Annotated in this window: 16 protein-coding genes; 4 read left to right on the forward strand and 12 right to left on the reverse strand. The window is 64.3% G+C overall.

Going from position 1 to position 15,707, the window contains the following annotated elements:
* Positions 1-3: 3 nt before the first annotated feature.
* The 7 genes from ACQ4W4_RS09715 to ACQ4W4_RS09745 form a co-directional block, all read right to left on the reverse strand.
* A complete protein-coding gene (locus ACQ4W4_RS09715; RefSeq protein WP_436541797.1) occupies positions 4-1,776 on the reverse strand; it encodes an ABC transporter ATP-binding protein in 1,773 nt (590 codons plus the stop codon).
* On the reverse strand, positions 1,773-2,327 hold the full coding sequence (locus ACQ4W4_RS09720; protein WP_436541798.1) for a hypothetical protein: 555 nt from the start codon (positions 2,325-2,327) through the stop codon (positions 1,773-1,775). The genes ACQ4W4_RS09715 and ACQ4W4_RS09720 overlap by 4 nt, the downstream gene beginning before the upstream one ends.
* Entirely contained in the window at positions 2,327-2,848 is a 522-nt protein-coding gene (locus ACQ4W4_RS09725) for a MauE/DoxX family redox-associated membrane protein (protein WP_436541799.1), read from the reverse strand. The genes ACQ4W4_RS09720 and ACQ4W4_RS09725 overlap by 1 nt, the downstream gene beginning before the upstream one ends.
* Positions 2,842-3,708: an SDH family Clp fold serine proteinase gene (locus ACQ4W4_RS09730; RefSeq protein ID WP_436541800.1), complete on the reverse strand. Its 867-nt coding sequence runs from the start codon at positions 3,706-3,708 to the stop codon at positions 2,842-2,844. The genes ACQ4W4_RS09725 and ACQ4W4_RS09730 overlap by 7 nt, the downstream gene beginning before the upstream one ends.
* Complete coding sequence (locus tag ACQ4W4_RS09735) at positions 3,690-4,703, reverse strand: ATP-grasp domain-containing protein (RefSeq protein WP_436541801.1); 1,014 nt, start codon at positions 4,701-4,703, stop codon at positions 3,690-3,692. The genes ACQ4W4_RS09730 and ACQ4W4_RS09735 overlap by 19 nt, the downstream gene beginning before the upstream one ends.
* A 77-nt stretch (positions 4,704-4,780) precedes the next feature.
* Entirely contained in the window at positions 4,781-4,972 is a 192-nt protein-coding gene (locus ACQ4W4_RS09740; protein ID WP_436541802.1) for a hypothetical protein, read from the reverse strand.
* Positions 4,973-5,164: 192 nt separating this feature from the next.
* Positions 5,165-5,353, reverse strand: coding sequence for a hypothetical protein (locus ACQ4W4_RS09745; RefSeq protein WP_436541803.1), 189 nt, complete (start codon positions 5,351-5,353; stop codon positions 5,165-5,167).
* Positions 5,354-5,659: 306 nt separating this feature from the next.
* On the opposite strand from ACQ4W4_RS09745, the gene ACQ4W4_RS09750 reads away from it, so the two are divergent.
* Together ACQ4W4_RS09750 and ACQ4W4_RS09755 are read left to right on the forward strand one after the other, a co-directional pair.
* Positions 5,660-6,034 (forward strand): hypothetical protein, encoded by a 375-nt coding sequence (locus ACQ4W4_RS09750; protein ID WP_436541804.1) that lies wholly within the window; start codon positions 5,660-5,662, stop codon positions 6,032-6,034.
* A 7-nt stretch (positions 6,035-6,041) separates the two neighbouring features.
* A complete protein-coding gene (locus tag ACQ4W4_RS09755) occupies positions 6,042-6,371 on the forward strand; it encodes an immunity protein Imm33 domain-containing protein (protein ID WP_436541805.1) in 330 nt (109 codons plus the stop codon).
* A 23-nt stretch (positions 6,372-6,394) separates the two neighbouring features.
* Here the strand turns inward: ACQ4W4_RS09755 and ACQ4W4_RS09760 are convergent, their stop codons facing one another.
* Together ACQ4W4_RS09760 and ACQ4W4_RS09765 are read right to left on the reverse strand one after the other, a co-directional pair.
* Positions 6,395-7,576: a metallophosphoesterase family protein gene (locus ACQ4W4_RS09760; RefSeq protein ID WP_436541806.1), complete on the reverse strand. Its 1,182-nt coding sequence runs from the start codon at positions 7,574-7,576 to the stop codon at positions 6,395-6,397.
* Positions 7,577-7,730: 154 nt separating this feature from the next.
* Entirely contained in the window at positions 7,731-9,200 is a 1,470-nt protein-coding gene (locus ACQ4W4_RS09765; RefSeq protein WP_436541807.1) for a hypothetical protein, read from the reverse strand.
* Positions 9,201-9,518: 318 nt separating this feature from the next.
* Here ACQ4W4_RS09765 and ACQ4W4_RS09770 point away from each other — a divergent pair, with 318 nt between their 5' ends.
* A complete protein-coding gene (locus ACQ4W4_RS09770; protein ID WP_436541808.1) occupies positions 9,519-10,892 on the forward strand; it encodes a serine hydrolase domain-containing protein in 1,374 nt (457 codons plus the stop codon).
* Here ACQ4W4_RS09770 and ACQ4W4_RS09775 read toward each other — a convergent pair.
* Positions 10,889-11,464, reverse strand: a complete 576-nt coding sequence (locus tag ACQ4W4_RS09775; RefSeq protein ID WP_436541809.1) for a type 1 glutamine amidotransferase family protein — start codon at positions 11,462-11,464, stop codon at positions 10,889-10,891. The two genes, ACQ4W4_RS09770 and ACQ4W4_RS09775, sit on opposite strands and share 4 nt — an antisense overlap.
* A 199-nt stretch (positions 11,465-11,663) precedes the next feature.
* Here ACQ4W4_RS09775 and ACQ4W4_RS09780 point away from each other — a divergent pair, with 199 nt between their 5' ends.
* The gene (locus ACQ4W4_RS09780; RefSeq protein ID WP_436541810.1) at positions 11,664-13,295 is read left to right on the forward strand and encodes a phosphoethanolamine transferase; all 1,632 of its coding nucleotides are present in this window, start codon (positions 11,664-11,666) and stop codon (positions 13,293-13,295) included.
* 68 nt (positions 13,296-13,363) lie between these two features.
* Here ACQ4W4_RS09780 and ACQ4W4_RS09785 read toward each other — a convergent pair whose 3' ends face one another.
* Both ACQ4W4_RS09785 and ACQ4W4_RS09790 read right to left on the reverse strand, forming a co-directional pair.
* Positions 13,364-14,137 carry a ferredoxin--NADP reductase gene (locus ACQ4W4_RS09785; protein ID WP_086136806.1) on the reverse strand — a complete coding sequence of 258 codons (774 nt, stop codon included), beginning with the start codon at positions 14,135-14,137 and terminating at the stop codon, positions 13,364-13,366.
* A 233-nt stretch (positions 14,138-14,370) separates the two neighbouring features.
* Positions 14,371-15,510 carry an acyltransferase family protein gene (locus ACQ4W4_RS09790; RefSeq protein ID WP_436542018.1) on the reverse strand — a complete coding sequence of 380 codons (1,140 nt, stop codon included), beginning with the start codon at positions 15,508-15,510 and terminating at the stop codon, positions 14,371-14,373.
* Between the last annotated feature and the right edge of the window lie 197 nt (positions 15,511-15,707).

The following is a 15,707-nucleotide window of genomic DNA, read 5'->3' on the forward strand; positions in this document are numbered from 1 at the left end:
ACTTTACAGGGTGGCCGTACTGTCATGCAACTGCTGGAATTGCGACAGCTGCCGCTGCATCAGCCGCGCATACTGGCCGCCCTCGCGCAGCAGCTCGGCGTGCGTGCCTTGCTGACAAATCCGGCCCTTGTCCATGACGATGATGCGGTCCGCTTTGACGATGGTGGAAAAGCGGTGGGCGATGATGATGGTGGTGCATCCTTGCATCAGCGCATCGAGGGCGCGCTGCACCAGCTGTTCGCTGGCCGCGTCGAGCGCGCTGGTGGCTTCGTCCAGAATCAGGATTTTCGGCGCGCGCAGGATGGCGCGGGCAATCGCGATGCGCTGCTTTTGTCCGCCGGATAATTGCACGCCCCGTTCGCCCACCAGGGTGTCGTAGCCGTCTGGAAAGGCCGCGATAAAATCGTGGGCATGCGCCAGGCGCGCCGCCGCCACCATCGCTTCGCGCCCCACGACCCGGTCCGGCACGGCAAAGGCGATATTGTCGGCGATGCTGCCGGAAAACAGGGCCGGTTCCTGTTCCACCACGGCCATCTGGCGCCGCAACTGCGTCACGCCCAGCACTTGCGCGTCGATGCCGTCGAATTGCAGGCTGCCCGCGTCAATCGCGTAGTGGCCCAGCACCAGGCTGGCGATGGTGGATTTGCCCGCGCCCGAGGCGCCGACGAGGGCGATCTTTTCGCCCGCGCGGATGGTCAGGCTGACGCCGTCGAGGGCCGCGACCTGTGCGCGCTCGGGATACGCAAAACGCACGTCGCGCAGCGCGATGTGGCCGGCCAGCGGGGGCTGCGGCGGCGCCTCGGGCACGGCACGGTGGCTGCGCAGGATCTCGAAGATGCGGTCGGTCGAGCCCATGGTGCGCATCCACGTGTTCCAGAATTCGCTGATGGAACCGGCCGTGTCCGTCACCATGCTGGCATAGATGACAAAGGCCGTCAGCTCTCCCACGCTCAAGCGGCCCTGGCCGATCAGGTGGGCGCCGAAGCACAGCGTGGTCAGCAGGGCAACAAACGCGAGCAAGCCCTGCGCGCCCTGGAACACGGCCAGCAGCCGCGTGCCGGCCAGGGACACGCCCAGCAGCTCCCGCATGGCTTGCGCATAGCGTGCCATGGCGCCGCCTTGCTGGTTGAACGCCTGCACCAGGCGCGCATGGGCAAAATATTCCTGCGCCACCTTGCCGCTGGCGGCCAGGGTGGCCGAAATGGCCCGCGCGCGCTGCCGGTAATTACTGCCGGATAACTTGCCGAGATACAGGCTGATGGGAATGAACAGGGCCAGCGGCAGGCTCAGCATGGGCGACAGCTGCAGCAGCAGGGCGATGCCGCCCACAAAGATGCACAGCGAGCGCAGGGCGTTGGCCGCGCCGATGGTCAGGCTTTCATGCAGCGCCGACACGTCGGACGTCAGCCGGCTGTTCAGTTCGCCACCATGGTGCTTGTCGAAGAAGGCGATGGGCTGGTTGATCACCACGTCGAACAGGCGCCGGCGCACGCCCATGACGACCATGTGGCCGCTCGATTGCAGCAGGTAGAAGCGGGCGGCCGAGGCCAGCGCATACAGCAGGCTGAAGGCCAGCATGGCGGCGACCATGCCCGGCGTGACGCCGTGCCGGGTGAGGGCGGTCACGTTGTCGATGAAATACGCGATGGCTTGCGGAAAGGCCAGTTGCGCGCCCACGGTAAGCGCCATGCACAGCAGGCCTGCGGCGATGCGCCAGCGCACCGGGTACAGCAGGCGCAGGCGTTCCAGGTGGGGGCCGACGTTCAGATGGCTCATGCGGCGCGCTCCTGCGACGGTTCGGCGTTCAATTGCCCGACGAGGGCCAGCCAGTCGTCGTCGCCGATCAGGCCGGCAGCTTCCACGCGTCCCTGGGAATTGACGAAGACATAGGAAGGTGAACTCATCAGGGGATTGACGTGCCGGTAGTCGCGCAGCGTCAGCCGTGCCGCCGCCGCCCGCAAGCCGTCGCCGGGCAGGAAGGCGCGCAGCCGGCGGGCCGGTTCCTCGCTGAGCAGCCACAGGCTCAGACCCGCGTTGCGCGCCAGCGGCAGCAGCTGTTCGATGCCGGCCAGCTTATCCGCGCATTTCGGGCAGCGGCTGGCGAGGAACAGCAGCACAGCCGCCTGGCCCCCCGCGCCCGGCTGGAAACGCGCGCCGCCAGTCAGCGGGCGGGCTTGCACGGCAGGCAGGGGCTGGCCCGGTTCCAGCGCCGTGGGCGCGATGCGTTCGCGGCGGCTGGCGCGCAGCACGGCCAGGGTCAGCCAGATATTGCCGGCAATGGCAAATGCCAGCACCGCCAGCACCAGTTGCAAGGTCGCGGCATCCATCAGCCGGCCTTTGCCAGGGTGGCGATGTCGTGCAGGGAAATGATGGCCACGCAGACGATGGCCGCCAGGCCGGCTGCCAATACAGTGGTGGCGACGGGCAAGGCGGCTTGTTGCGCGAAGGCGAAGTAGCTGCCGTTGACGCCCACGGCCAGCATGTTGCGCAGCAGGTCGTACTGCGAGACGGGCCGCGCCGCTTCGCCGAAGCAGCTGCAGCGCACCACGCTGTGCGTGAAGTAGCGCCAGGCCAGGACGGCGCTGAGGGTAGTCAACAGCAAGAGCGACAGCAGCATCGGTATGTGGGTACCGCCCGCCAGCAGCCAGCCGGCCAGCAGCAGTTCTGCCGTCACCAGGGCCGGCGCGGCGACTCTGGCGGCGGCGGGCGGCAGGCCGAACGAGGTGGCCAGGTTGCCGCGAAAGTCGCCGTAACTGCGCAGCTTGCCCACGCTGGCCGCCAGCAGCAGCAAGGCGATGCAGCAGCGCGCGGTATCGGCCAGTAACGCGGCCAGCACGGACGTCAGCATTGTGTGCTCCACACGGGCGCGAAGCCGCCTGGACGCTGGCGCCGCAGCTGCACGCTGTCGCGCGAGGCCAGCAGCGCATCGTTCCACGGTTCGTCGGGCGCGCTGCGCAGGGCGCCGCCTATGTGCGCCTGCAACTGGGTCGAGATGGCCCAGCCCAGCCGTTCAGCCTGGGCATCGCGCACCATGCTCAGGCCCAGCTGCGCCAGCTCTTCGCGCGTCAAGGCATAGTTATGCGAGTGATAACCTGTCACCAGTTGCGCGACGATGGCCCGCCGCGCCGCGGGTGTGGCATCGGGCAATTGCCAGGCCAGCAACTCCTCGCCGATCTGCGCCAGTTCCAGCGTGGTGCGGTAAAAGGCCGTCAGGGACGGGGGGAAGATGCTGCCGCACAGCAGGGACAAGGATTGCTGGCGCGCTTCGCTGGCGTCCACGCCGAACCACTGCTGCGCCATCTCGCCGAAGACCTTGATGTCGAGGCTGGAAATGGCGCCGCCGTCGACGCCGTCGAGCTGCGGGTCGATGGGCGAGAACAGGGCCAGGTCGCCGGCGATGATGTCATCGGCGCCCAGGGCCAGCAAGGTGGCGGCCGACTGGCAGTGGAAGGGCACGATAAAGCTCAGGTGGCGCGCATGCTGGCGCAGCACGATGGCGATGCGGCGCGCCGCGTTGACGATGCCGCCCCGCCCGTGCAGCACCACATCGAGCCGGGGGACCTGGCCGATGTCCTGGCACAGCTCGTACAGGGCGGGCAGCAGTTCCATGTCCAGGTGCGAGGCGGCCAGGACGATGGCGCGGCTGTCGCGCACCAGCTCCAGCTCGCGCAGCTGGAGAGAAATCCGGCTCAGGTCTGGCTGTGGCATAGGGCTCCTTCGATCAGGGTATCGGCCACGCTTTCCAGCAGGGGCAGGGCGGGCACCAGTTGTTGCACATATAAAAATTGCCCGACAGGATTGTTTTCCAGGAAAACATATTCGCCGCCTGGCGTGACGATCAGGTCCAGCGCGCCGTACTCGAGGCCATAGCTGTGCACGAAAGTGAGGCAGCGTTCGTGTATGTCGTCCGGCAAGGTGGTCGCCTCGTAGCGGATGGGGGCCGACATGTCGCGCGAATCGATGGCCGTGCGGGCATCGTCCTGCGAATACAGGCGGGCGGCAAACAGCTGCTTGCCGATCACGGTGATCCGTAGTTCATATTGCTTGGCGATATATTCCTGGAACTGGCAGCCCAGTTCGCTGACGGCGTCCAGGCTGTCGAGCATGGCGTCATCGACGATGGTGGTGCCGAGGCCGGCGCTGACCCTGTCAACGTCTTCGACGGTTTCTGCGGCCAGGCTGGGCGTGGACATGCTCTTGAAAATGATGGGCCCTTTGATGGCGGCGCGGAAAGCGCGCACGTCATCGGGCACGTTGCTGATCACGGTGGCGGGCACGCGAAAGCCCATGCGCGCGGCGCGAGCCAGCTGTTCGCCTTTCCATTGGGCGCCGCGCAGGGCCAGCGGATGGCTGAGCCAGTAGCAATCGAGGCTGTACAGCACGCTGAAGATGGCTTGCTCCGTTTCCAGCCGGGCGTAGGCGCGTTCCTGCAGTGTCAGGTCGGCGCTGGCATAGGCATAGTCGGCCGGCTTGCGCAGCCAGACGGCGCCCACTTGCTGCAGGTCAAGCCAGTCGCCGTCGGGCAAGTGGCGCAGGCGGGCGCTGGCGCGGCCGTCCTGCAGGCGCTGGCACAGCTGGTAATCGCGGGGAAAGGCGTCGAGGTCGAGACGGAAGGGGGCATGGCCGCGGGCGGCGAGGATGGATTCGACCAGGTCGGCGTGCAGATCGCCGCTATGGCTGATAATCAAAACCTTTTTATGCATGTCGGGGCCTGCGGTAAAGGAAGATGAAAAAGCCTTGCCGCGGCAAGGCTTTCAGCTGGTGCGGGTATCAACTGAACTCAGCAGAACGCTCCACCATCACTCGATCCGATACGCGAATAGCGGTATTGTTCTTCGCTGTCGACAGCCGTGCAGCCGGCCACGGCGACACCGTCGCGTACTTTCCAGGGCGCCGGACGCACGGGCTTTTCCTGTTCCTTCTTTTCCGCCAGTTTGAATGCGAACAGCTTGGCTTCTTCTTTCTTGTGCATAAAATATCCTCTGTTAATGGTTGTATTCCGATTTCCTTCAATAATTTCTTATTTAAAAATGGAATCGCCAATTGAAGTTAATGATATGACGTTGTTCATTGCGCGCGGAAAAGCCGCGCCGCACGGCGCCAGTGTGAATATCAGGGAGTAAATGACAACCCCGCCGGGCGGGGCTTTATGATGCGGCGAAGATCAGCAATACTGGCCGCTGTCGTTCGGCTTGAGGCGCGAAGAGTCGCGATACTGGTCATTGGTGCCGACGGCGGTGCAGCCGGCCACGGCGACGCCGTCGCGCACTTTCCATGCCATGGCGGGCGCCGCCTGTTTTTGTACCTGTTTTTCAGCCAGTTTGAATGCGAACAATTTGGTTTGATTTTGCATTGTACTATCCTCTTGTGATGGTTAAGTACTGCTTGCGCTGTATGCCACGGTATATGGCCATTCGATATTAGCGCCGGAATAAATGAGCGTCAACGTGAAAATGAATCGTATTCTCGATTATCTGCGCGCAATACTCACCAAATATCACGCGGCTCATTTATATTATTGCAGTGCGATAAATGAAGGATGCCGATTGTAATGACGGCATCTTGTTTGATTATTGATGGCAAGCGGATCGCCATTGCCCGCGGCCACGCACTATAATGGCGCCTGTTGAATGGAGATTGCAGGAGTCGCTATATGGAAATGGCAGTTACTGACAGCCTGCGGCAGCTGGCCTACGCGCAGGCCGCCGCGTTCGTGCAGACGCTCGACCGGCGCGATCCTGTTGCGCTGCAACGCGACTGGGGTCTGTCGCCCGGCGTGGCCGACGAGATCATCGAGATGCTCGACAGTTATTTTGCGGCAAACGAGGCGCTGTCCCTGGCGCCGCTGGCGCAAGCCTTCGTGCCGGGCAAGGGTGGCCGCCTGGCCGTCGATGTGTATGCCACCGATGCCGGGCCGCTGGGCCTGGAATGCATGCTGCTGGCCGATGGCCAGCCGGGCGAGGCGACCTTGCACCTGGAAATGTCCGGCCACGATGGCGCGCTGCGCCTCCATTACCGCTACATCGGATCCTGAAAACACCATGATTGAACTCATCAGCGAAGCACAGCAGCGCATCTGCGACAAATTTGGCTTGCCCGCGCAGACGCCCGAGCCCATGGTGGCCCTGGCCATCGGCAGCCTGGCCCAGTCGCCCATCTACGGCACGCGCATCGCGCTGCCGGACAACGGCACCATCAGCTGGTTCATCCACTGCGGCGAACACGACGACGCCAGCGGCTTTTACCAGCCCCTGCACGCGGAGCACCTGCACGAGATGCTGCCGCAGGTGGTCGATTACCTGGCTTTGCCCAGCGGCGCCAGGTTCATCCTCGACCGCGAAGGCTACGAGGACGTGTGGCTGGAAGCATAGCCGCAGCGCACCGGACGCGCCAGTCATGACAAGGTGTTGGGCAGGTAGGCGTGCCGGTTGAAATCGAAGCGGAAGTAGTCGAGCAAGTGGCTGCCCTTGCTGAACGGCTCCTGCGGACGCGGTACCTCATAGTATTTTCCCAGCATGACGCCGTCTGCGATTTCGACGCGCAGGAAGCCATGGTGGTCGTCGGAATAGTTTTCCAGGGTGACGGCGTCTCCGCTATCGTCGTGGAAAACGGCTGGCGGGATCAGGCGCTGGCCATTAACCTTCATGATCTGGTGCAGATTGTGATAGCCGCCCGCGCCCGTGACGAGGTACAGGGTCTTGCCGCCGTCCGCATTGTCGCGCGACAGGCGCTGGTAGTTGTGGACGTGGCCGGCAAGGATGGCGTCCGGCTGGCGTCCCGCATCGGCGGATGCCGCCGCGACCAGATCTTTCATGTAGGTACTGCCGGAATGGTGGTCGTCCGCCGAGTAAATCGGATGGTGCAAGGCCAGCAGCAGGGGCTGGTCGCGTGGCAGGGTGGCCAATTCCGACGCAAGCCATTCCTTCTGGGGCGAGCGGACCTCGCCGCCGGCGGGAACATTGCTGTAGAGCCCCACGATATTGGCTTGCGGCGTGAGCAAGGTCCAGTAGACATTCGGCTGCACCATCGCCGTGCGGTGGGAATCGCCCGATTCCGGCATCTTGACGGCCTGGGGCGCGCAAAAGTTGCGCACGAAACCGTCGAGTGTCTGCTCGTCCGGCAGGTTTTCGCCATCGTGGTTGCCCGGCACGGCAAAGACGGGGGCCAGATAGAATTCGTAGGGCTGGTAAAACTGCTTGTAGTATTCGCTGACCTGGCCGTTGAAATAGACGCAGTCGCCGGTGACATACAGGAAGGCCGGCGGCTCGCTGGCGTCGCTCTGGAAATCGTTTTCCATGCCTTTGGCCACCAGTTCCTGCGGCACCGCATACTGGATGCCGCCCATGTCGCCATTCAGGTGGAAGACAAGCCTGCCGTTCCTGACGATGGCTTCGTACACGGCCGGCGCCACGACATCTTTCAGATCGAGGCGAAATGGCGCGCTGCCTGTGGGCGGCGGCAGGTCGCGAAACGCCGTGTTGCGGGGCGGCGCCTGGTGCAGCGACGACGCCGCAGTTGCATGGGGCCGCTCCAGGCCAAAGACATGCGCATTGTTGCCAGTGACGAGATCGGCCATGATGGTTCCCTCCTGCGGTCTTCCTGGCCGTTCACGCGCCGGGCAGAATTCCAGTGTAGCCGCGTGGCGCCGCAAGGCCGGCCCGCACGCGCCGACCTTCGATCTGGATCAATACGATGCGCGCGCCTGCGTGCGGCCACGGCCATCCCGGCATTCAGCGGTCGTCGCCGTCGCGCCCCTCCGAGGCGCGCACGGTGGGACTGACCGTCGTGGCCATGCCGCTCAGCACCCAGGCGCGCTGGCTGGGCGCGAAGCGGGGCGCCAGCAAGCCGTCGTTGATTTCACGCGTGACGGCGAAGCGCCGGAACGACGGCGCCGGCAGGAACAGGCGCGAGTTGTCGGCGAAACCGTCGCTGGCACTGTCGACGTCGCCCTCCAGCGCGGAAATGACGCCATCGCCGTTCTGGTCCACGCGTTTCACTTCCGCCGCATAGGCATCGTACAGCCGCTGCGGGAAGCCCACGCCCGGTTCGAACGATGCCAGGCGCACATAGGTGTCGAGCAGGATTTCACGGGCCAGCCCGCTGGGGATGAAGCGCTGGCGGTATTCGCGCTGCGCGTCGTCTTCGGCATCGAACTTGTCCGGGTCGCGCGGGCCCGATGCCTGCAGCGTGCCGGCCGTGTTCGGATTGTCGCCGTAATCGATGGGATTGTTCTTGACGCCGGCCGGCCCCGAGCCCGGGATCAGCGAGGACAGCGCGCCGATATTGCCGGCCTCAAAGGTGCCGGGCAGGCCGCCCGTGAAGGGCAATTCATACAGTGGATGGATCCAGTTGGTCGTGTAGTTGAACTCCCAGTAGCCATGGCAGTCCGTTTGCTGCATGCAATTGACGGCGCCCATGCTCAGCTGGATGGGCACGATGTTCGTCTGGCGCGCCGGAAACTGGTCGCTGGAATTGGGCAGGTGCGGGGGATTGCGATCCATCGTAAACAGCTTGCCCGGTTCATTGTTATGCGAGCCCATCGCCCGCAGCGCCGCCGCATCGGCCGCCGTTATCGTGCCGAACTGGGCCCGGCCGTCGGCATGCGGGGACGCCACGGCGGGCACTGCGAGGTCATGAATCATCCAGCCTTCGTACCAGCCGCTTTCATTATTGATCACGAACAGGTTCGACAGATCGGTGAAGACATCGATGAAGGCGCGCACGTCTTGCGGATCGGTGGGCAGGTCCGGCTTGGGCTCGACCACCAGGCGCACGGCGCCGATCGTGGACAAGCCGCAGTTGCCGCCCGTGGCCGTCAGCATGGCTTGGTCATTGACGCCGGGGAAACGCGCCGTGAAGGGATTGGCTTCGAAACCGGTGGTATCGAGCAGGTAGTACTGGAATAGCTGGCTGGGCTTGTCGGCCTCGGCGAACGCCTGCATGGGCAGGTAGGTATGCGGCCGCTCGGCCATGCGTTCCAGCCGCTCCTGCAGCCGCCTGGGCAAATTGCGCACATCGCCGCGCAGGTGCACGATGGCCCGGTCGAACAGGGCGTGGGGATTCGGGTGGCATGGCGGTGGCGGCTGTTCCGCCAGGGCGGAGCCCGAGGCTGCCAGCGCAAGGAAGACCACGGCGGCGCGCGCGGCGGCCATGGTCTTGACGGTAATGCCGGATCGGTGCTGCACAGGCGCTTTCATCATGCATCCCATTTCAGTTGGTCCCCGCAGGGGGGGCGCCGCCGCCGCGATGGCCCGGCGCCGATTCGATTATCTCAACAGGGATGGCGCGCCATTTGATCTGTGACAGGTGCGGTCAGGGATGCTGGCCCGGCAAAGAAAAAGCGCAGCGCAGGCATGCGAATATAGTAAGCTTGTGTTTCCATACATAAATAAAAACAGGTATCCACGATGTCCATTCGCATGCAGCCTGGGCTGCGCCTTCTAGTACTTGCCGCGGCGTTGGCCGCTGGCGTAGCGGCTGTCGTACCCGCCGCCATGGCCGCGCCGGCAGGCCTTGCCGTGGATGCCGGGCAGCCACTTGCCGCCTTCCTGCAGGACGAGATGCGCGAACGCCAGATTCCGGGCCTGCAAATTGCCGTGATCCAGCGCGGCAAGGTCGTGCTGGCGCGCAATTTCGGCCTGGCCAGCCTGCAATACCAGGTGCCGGTGACGGACGCCAGCCTGTTTTCCATCAACTCGGCAACGAAGGCGTTTGCGGGCGTGGCCGTGATGCAGCTGGTGCAAGAGGGCAAGGTCGACCTGGCTGCGCCCATCGGCCAGTACCTGACGGGACTGCCTGTCGCCTGGCAAGCCGTGACGGTGACGCAATTGCTCAACCATACCTCGGGCTTGCCCGACGTGCTGGACCAGCGCAGCGGCAAGCTGGTGGGGCCGCAGCCGGACGATGCCGCGGCGGCGTGGACCGCCGTGCAGGCGCTGCCCGTGGAAGCCCAGCCGGGCCAGCGCTACCGCTACAACCAGACCAATTACGTGTTGCTGGCGCAATTGATCGAGCGCCAGAGCGGCCAGCCTTTTACCGCCTTCATCCAGCATCGGCAGTTTGAGGCGGCGGGCATGCGGCACAGCGGCTTTGGCGACGCGAAGGACGTGATCGTCAATAAGGCCAGTTCCTATGTGCTGGACAGGGGCGGCAACGGTTACCGCAATGTGATCGAGGACTTTCCCGTCTTCATGCGCGCCGGGGCCGGCATCAACAGCAATGTGGGCGAACTGGCCAACTGGCTCATCGCCCTGCAGTCGGGACGCCTGCTGGCGCCCGCCAGTGTGGAACGGCTGTGGCAGCCGACCAGCTTGAATGACGGCAAGCCGGCGCCGTGGGCGCTGGGCTGGCCCACCATCGGCCGCGATGCGCACCGCGCCGTGGCCGGCATCGGCGGCGCCCGCTCGGCCTTTTATGTGTATCCGGACGATGGCCTGGCCGTCATTATCCTGAGCAACCTGGCCGGCGCCCAGCCGGAACAGCTGATCGACACCGTCGCCGGCTTCTACCTTCCTGTCCTGCGCCAGCAGCGCGGCGGCGCGTATGCCGCGCACCTGCTGCGCAAGCAGGCGGCCGACAGCGGTTTCGACGGGCTGGAGCGGAAGCTGGCGGCCATCCGGCGCCAGCATGGCTTGTCCGCGCCCACGGAAGACGACTTGAATGCCTGGGGCTACCGCCTGCTGGGCCGGCAGCAGCCGAAACAGGCGATTGCCGTCTTCCAACTGGGTGTGCAGCTGTACCCGCAAGGGGCGAATGGCCACGACAGCCTGGCCGAAGCGTACGAGGCCGATGGCGCCACGGCGCTGGCCGTCACGCATTACCGCCGTTCGCTGGAACTGGACCCGGGCAATACTCACGCCACCGGGCGCCTGCGCGCGCTGGGCGCCAACTAGCGGGCCGTCTTGCCGTGCTCGGCGCCGTGCATGGCCAGATAGGCGGCCAGGTTGTCGTCGCCTATGCCCAGGGCGCGCAAGACTTCTGCTGTAAAAGTGACGGGCGCCGTGCCGGGCGCCGTGATGACGCGCTGGTCGGCCACGGCCCAGGGCACATCCTGGTACAGGGCGGCGCCCGCATAGCCCGTTTCCAGCAAGTTGCCCGCGCTGTTGGAGGTATGGCGCACGGTGTCGAGCACGCCCGCCTGCGCCAGCACGCGCGTGCCGTCGCAAATGCCGGCCAGCACCACGCCCTTGTCGCGGGCCGCGCGCAGCAAGGGGCCCAGGTCGGGCGCCTTGCCGCTTTGCCAGTGGCTGCCGCCACAGACCATCAGCAAATCGAGTTCCTCCAGCGAAATGGCTTCCAGCGCCAGCTGCGGCGTGACCAGCATGCCGCCGGACGAGGTGACGGGCAAGCCGCCCGGCGTGGCGAACTGCGTGTAAAAACCATAGTACAGACGCGCCGTGGAATTGAGCAGGGCGGTTTCCCAATCGGCAAAGTTCTCGGTCAGAATGGTGATGGCACGTGTCATGAAAAGTCCTGTCGCAGGTGGAGATATCAATAATACTGGCTAGCTGGCCAGCTGGTGCCGAAAGCATAATAAAAAGCACTGACAATTTCTGTCAGGAGCGCACGAAAAATGATGGTACGAGGCGCAACAGGCTGCGCTACAATCGCTGGCCCGTCCGCGCGGGCTTGTCACTGTCTAATGTTTACTTGCCATCGCCTCCATGCTGATTCTGTTTTGCCGTGTCCTGCTCAGCATTGCTGGCCTGCTGGTTTTCTTCCTCTTCGATCAGTTAAGCGCGAACGAATGCCTGAAATTGAGCGTCTTGCTGGCGGCCTTCCTGCTGGGCGTGGGCGGCGTGCTGCACGCATGGCGCTGCCGCGCTGGCGCAATCACCGTGCTGGTGCGCGTCGTCGTGCCCGTGTTTTACCTCGATGCCGCCATCAAGGGCTTCTTGCGTGGCTATTTTGGCATGCGGCCCAATCCCAATGCGGTTTTGCAGGCGATGTTTGCGACGGATCAAACCGAAACGGCCGAATTTTTCCTGCACAACAGCGCCGCCCTGGCGCAAGCGGCCGGCTGGTTCGTGCTCGTGACGGCGGCCGTGCTGCTGGCCGACCGCCAGCTGCTGCGCTGGCAGGCGGTGAGTGCCGCTGCCGCGCCGGGCTGGCCGCAAAAGTGCTTTGCCGCCGGCATGGCCGTCTTTCTCGTGCTGCTGCACGTCAATACCACCATGCGGCGCGAAAATCCGGCCCTGTTCTGGCCGCTGCGCTACCAGCAGTACAGCGCGCAACTGGACGCGATGCAATCGATGCAGCGGGCGCTGACGGCGGCCATGGCCGCGCCGCGCGACTGGAATGTGCGCTATGCGGGCGAGGATGCCCGCACCGTCATCCTCGTGATCGGCGAGAGCACGAACCGCGCCTCGATGTCGCTGTATGGCTATCCGCGCGCCACCACGCCCCGGCTCGACGCCATGCGGGCCAAGCTGCTGGTCTTCAATGACGTGATTTCGCCGGCCGCCAGCACGGTGGAATCGATGATGTCGATGCTCACGCCCGCCGATATCGGCAACCCCGATGCGTGGATAGGCAAGCCGAACCTGCTGATGCTGGCCGAGGCGGCCGGCTACAAGACGTTCTGGGTGTCAAACCAGACGCGCAACGATGGCTGGATCGGGCTGCTGGCGGGCGAGGCCGATGAAAGCGACTTCATCAACTACGGCACTGGTCGTGGCGAAAACAATTTCGACGGCAACCTGTTCCCGCCGTTCGCCCATGCACTGCGCGACGCGGCGCCGAAAAAACTGATCGTCGTGCATCTGCTGGGCGCGCATCCCAGCTATGACATGCGCTATCCCAGCCGCTTCGCCCATTTCGACCGGGCGCAGGACGCCGTCAGCGCGCAGATGGAACTCCAGGGCCGATCCAGCTGGATACGCAACCAGCGCGACGAATATGACAACGCCATCCGCTATGGCGATTACGTGCTGGGCACCCTGATCGGCATGGCGGAGCAAGCCAAGACGGACCGCGCCGCCTCGCTGCTGTTCGTCTCCGACCATGGGCAGGAAGTGGGCTACAGCCGCAATCACGCGGGCCATTCCGCGTCGGACAAGAGCGGCTATGAAATTCCCATGCTGATCTGGAACAACCGGCAAGCGCCGCAGTCGACGGCCGCGCGCGCCGCGCTGGAAAACCGGCCGTACCAGACGGACAAGCTCGATGCGACCGTGCTGGGCCTGCTGAAGATCGAGACGCGCTATTACGCCGCGCAGGACGATATCCTCAGCGGCGCTTTTCAGCCCGTGCAGCGCTTCATGAATGGCTTGCAGTACCAGCGCGGCCGTCAATGAAAAGGCCCGGCGCCGCCGCGGGAAGCGGCGGGGCCGGGCCCCTGGATGTGCTGCGTATTTGCTCTCGATTACTTCTCGGCGAATGCGCGCTCGACAACGAAGTCGCCAGGCGTCGAGGTATTGCCTTCCTTGAAGCCACGCGCTTCCAGCATGTCTTTCAGGTCGCGCAGCATCTCCGAGCTGCCGCAGATCATGACGCGGTCTTCGGCCGGGTTCAGCTCTGGCAAGCCCAGGTCTTTGGCCAGCTTGCCGTTCTCGATCAGTTCCGTGATGCGGCCCATGTTGCGGAAGTCTTCGCGCGTCACGGTCGGGTAGTAGCGCAGCTTGTCGCTGACCATTTCGCCCAGGAACTCATGCTTCGGCAGGTGTTCTTCCAGCAAGTCGTGGTAAGCCAGTTCATCCACCTGGCGCACGCCGTGCACGAGGATCAGCTGGTCGAAGCGTTCGTAGATGTCCGGATCGCGCACGATGCTGAGGAAAGGCGCCAGGCCCGTGCCCGTCGACAGCATGTACAGGCGCTTGCCTGGCAGCAGGTAATCGGATACCAGGGTGCCGGTCGGCTTGCGGCCGACGATGACGGTGTCGCCCACTTGCAAGTGTTGCAAACGCGACGTCAGGGGGCCGCCCGGCACCTTGATGCTGAAAAATTCCAGGTGGTCTTCGTAATTGGCGCTGGCGATACTGTAGGCGCGCAGCAAGGGCTTGCCGTCGACGCGCAGGCCGATCATGGTGAAGTGGCCATTCGAGAAACGCAGCGACGGGTCGCGCGTGGTGGTAAAGGAGAACAGGGTATCCGTCCAGTGGTGCACGCTTAAAACGCGCTCTTCATTCATCGAACTCATAGTATTTGTTGGCTGGTCAAAAAAATGGTTAGTTGCTGGCAACTGCTGGCAAAAGTGAAACCCTGTGTAGGCCCAGACGCTATTGTACTGGCCTCCACACGAAATTGTTACCGTCTATCGCCGCCAATGCTGCCGCACGCGGTGCCGACATTATAGTGCGAACGGCAAGGCGGGGCTGAAATTCGCCCGGAAACGGGCTGTGGGCATGCGGTCTCTTGACCTGGCTCAGTTTTTCAGGGCGCCGTGCCAGCGCTGTCGCCAGCGCACGCCGGCGCGGCCGTGGCGGCGCCCCGGAAGCGCCGCCGCAGGGCGGCATTGGCCGGGTCGGACACGTAGCGGGCCACGAGGGCGGCCGCCAGCGCCGTCGCTGCCAGGAACAGCGCCAGCCAAGGCAGGCGTTCCGCGTAGCCCAGGCCCGCCTTGTCGACCACATTGCGCATGCCGGCCAGCACGATGATATGGAATAAATACAGCTCATAGCTGTGCCGTCCCAGCCATTGCAGCGGGCCGGGGCGGCCCAGGCCCGCCGCCTGGCCCGCCGTGGCGCCCGCGATGAAGGCGGCGCTGGCCACGGCGATCCACGTAAAACCGAACACCTCATGGCCGCCGATGCCGCGCACGTACAGGGCCGCCAGGGCCAGGCCCGCGGTCCAGCGCAAGAATCGCCCGGTCCGCGCGGCCGGTTGCCGGTGTTGCGTCAGCAGGGCCGTCAGACAACCGATGGCGATGGCGTCGAAACAGGCAAGGTAGCCGTACATGAAGTAAATCTCGTTGTCCGCATGCAGGCTGCGGTACACGGGGCCGGCGATGATGGCGGCGCCGCACAGCAGCATGATCCAGTGCCGCTGGCGCAGCACGCGGCACGACAGGGGCAGCAGCAGATAGAACATTTCTTCAACGGATAGCGACCAGTACACGTTCAGGCAGTAATTGAAATAGCCGGCGCTTTGCATCAGCACGTTGTGCCAGAAGGTCAGGACGGAAGCGATGGCGATGACGAAGTAACTGGCGGGCAAGTTCTTGCCGCCATCGGAATTGGCAAAGAAGGGCACGTCGAGCACGCCGGGCAGTACGATGATGGACAGGGCCAGCAGCAGCGCGGGCAGCAGGCGCGCGATGCGGTAGGCATAAAACGCCGCCAGGTCGATGCGCGCCAGGTCGCCCCAGCGGCGCAGCGAGGTCGAGGTGATCAGGTAGCCGGAAATAACGAAAAACATGGTCACGCCGTAATTGCCCTGGTAGGCGGCGCGCAGCAGCCAGGATGGCAGGACTTCGAGCGGACTGTTCTTCAAACCGTAGGCGAGCGCAAAGTGCAGGACCAGCACGCACAGGATGGCGGCGCCGCGCAGTGCGTCGATATGGCTGTTCCGGATATTCAATATGAGTCCTTCGCAAGATGGTTGGCGACGCAAGGGGCAATTATGTGACAAATGTCGCTTGCCGGTCAATGATTTTGAAGATAAGAACGCGCGCTGCCGTAACGGAGCGGTGGCGGGGTAGTCTTGCGTGTATGATATTGCCGAACAGAATTGTTGGGCATCTGTCATCTCGCGGAGGCGTTTTTTGGCTT

Origin of the sequence: Janthinobacterium glycogeni, assembly GCF_051380725.1 — a bacterium.
GTDB lineage: Bacteria > Pseudomonadota > Gammaproteobacteria > Burkholderiales > Burkholderiaceae_D > Janthinobacterium.

What these genes read in the sequence shown, in the direction of transcription:
- ACQ4W4_RS09735 (WP_436541801.1), bottom strand. Translation starts at nt 4,703, where the DNA reads ATGCATAAAAAGGTTTTGATTATCAGCCATAGCGGCGATCTGCACGCC.
- ACQ4W4_RS09720 (WP_436541798.1), bottom strand. Translation starts at nt 2,327, where the DNA reads ATGGATGCCGCGACCTTGCAACTGGTGCTGGCGGTGCTGGCATTTGCC.
- ACQ4W4_RS09725 (WP_436541799.1), bottom strand. Translation starts at nt 2,848, where the DNA reads ATGCTGACGTCCGTGCTGGCCGCGTTACTGGCCGATACCGCGCGCTGC.
- ACQ4W4_RS09730 (WP_436541800.1), bottom strand. Translation starts at nt 3,708, where the DNA reads ATGCCACAGCCAGACCTGAGCCGGATTTCTCTCCAGCTGCGCGAGCTG.
- ACQ4W4_RS09785 (WP_086136806.1), bottom strand. Translation starts at nt 14,137, where the DNA reads ATGAGTTCGATGAATGAAGAGCGCGTTTTAAGCGTGCACCACTGGACG.
- ACQ4W4_RS09715 (WP_436541797.1), bottom strand. Translation starts at nt 1,776, where the DNA reads ATGAGCCATCTGAACGTCGGCCCCCACCTGGAACGCCTGCGCCTGCTG.
- ACQ4W4_RS09740 (WP_436541802.1), bottom strand. Translation starts at nt 4,972, where the DNA reads ATGCACAAGAAAGAAGAAGCCAAGCTGTTCGCATTCAAACTGGCGGAA.
- ACQ4W4_RS09760 (WP_436541806.1), bottom strand. Translation starts at nt 7,576, where the DNA reads ATGGCCGATCTCGTCACTGGCAACAATGCGCATGTCTTTGGCCTGGAG.
- ACQ4W4_RS09780 (WP_436541810.1), top strand. Translation starts at nt 11,664, where the DNA reads ATGCTGATTCTGTTTTGCCGTGTCCTGCTCAGCATTGCTGGCCTGCTG.
- ACQ4W4_RS09750 (WP_436541804.1), top strand. Translation starts at nt 5,660, where the DNA reads ATGGCAGTTACTGACAGCCTGCGGCAGCTGGCCTACGCGCAGGCCGCC.
- ACQ4W4_RS09775 (WP_436541809.1), bottom strand. Translation starts at nt 11,464, where the DNA reads ATGACACGTGCCATCACCATTCTGACCGAGAACTTTGCCGATTGGGAA.
- ACQ4W4_RS09755 (WP_436541805.1), top strand. Translation starts at nt 6,042, where the DNA reads ATGATTGAACTCATCAGCGAAGCACAGCAGCGCATCTGCGACAAATTT.
- ACQ4W4_RS09745 (WP_436541803.1), bottom strand. Translation starts at nt 5,353, where the DNA reads ATGCAAAATCAAACCAAATTGTTCGCATTCAAACTGGCTGAAAAACAG.
- ACQ4W4_RS09765 (WP_436541807.1), bottom strand. Translation starts at nt 9,200, where the DNA reads ATGATGAAAGCGCCTGTGCAGCACCGATCCGGCATTACCGTCAAGACC.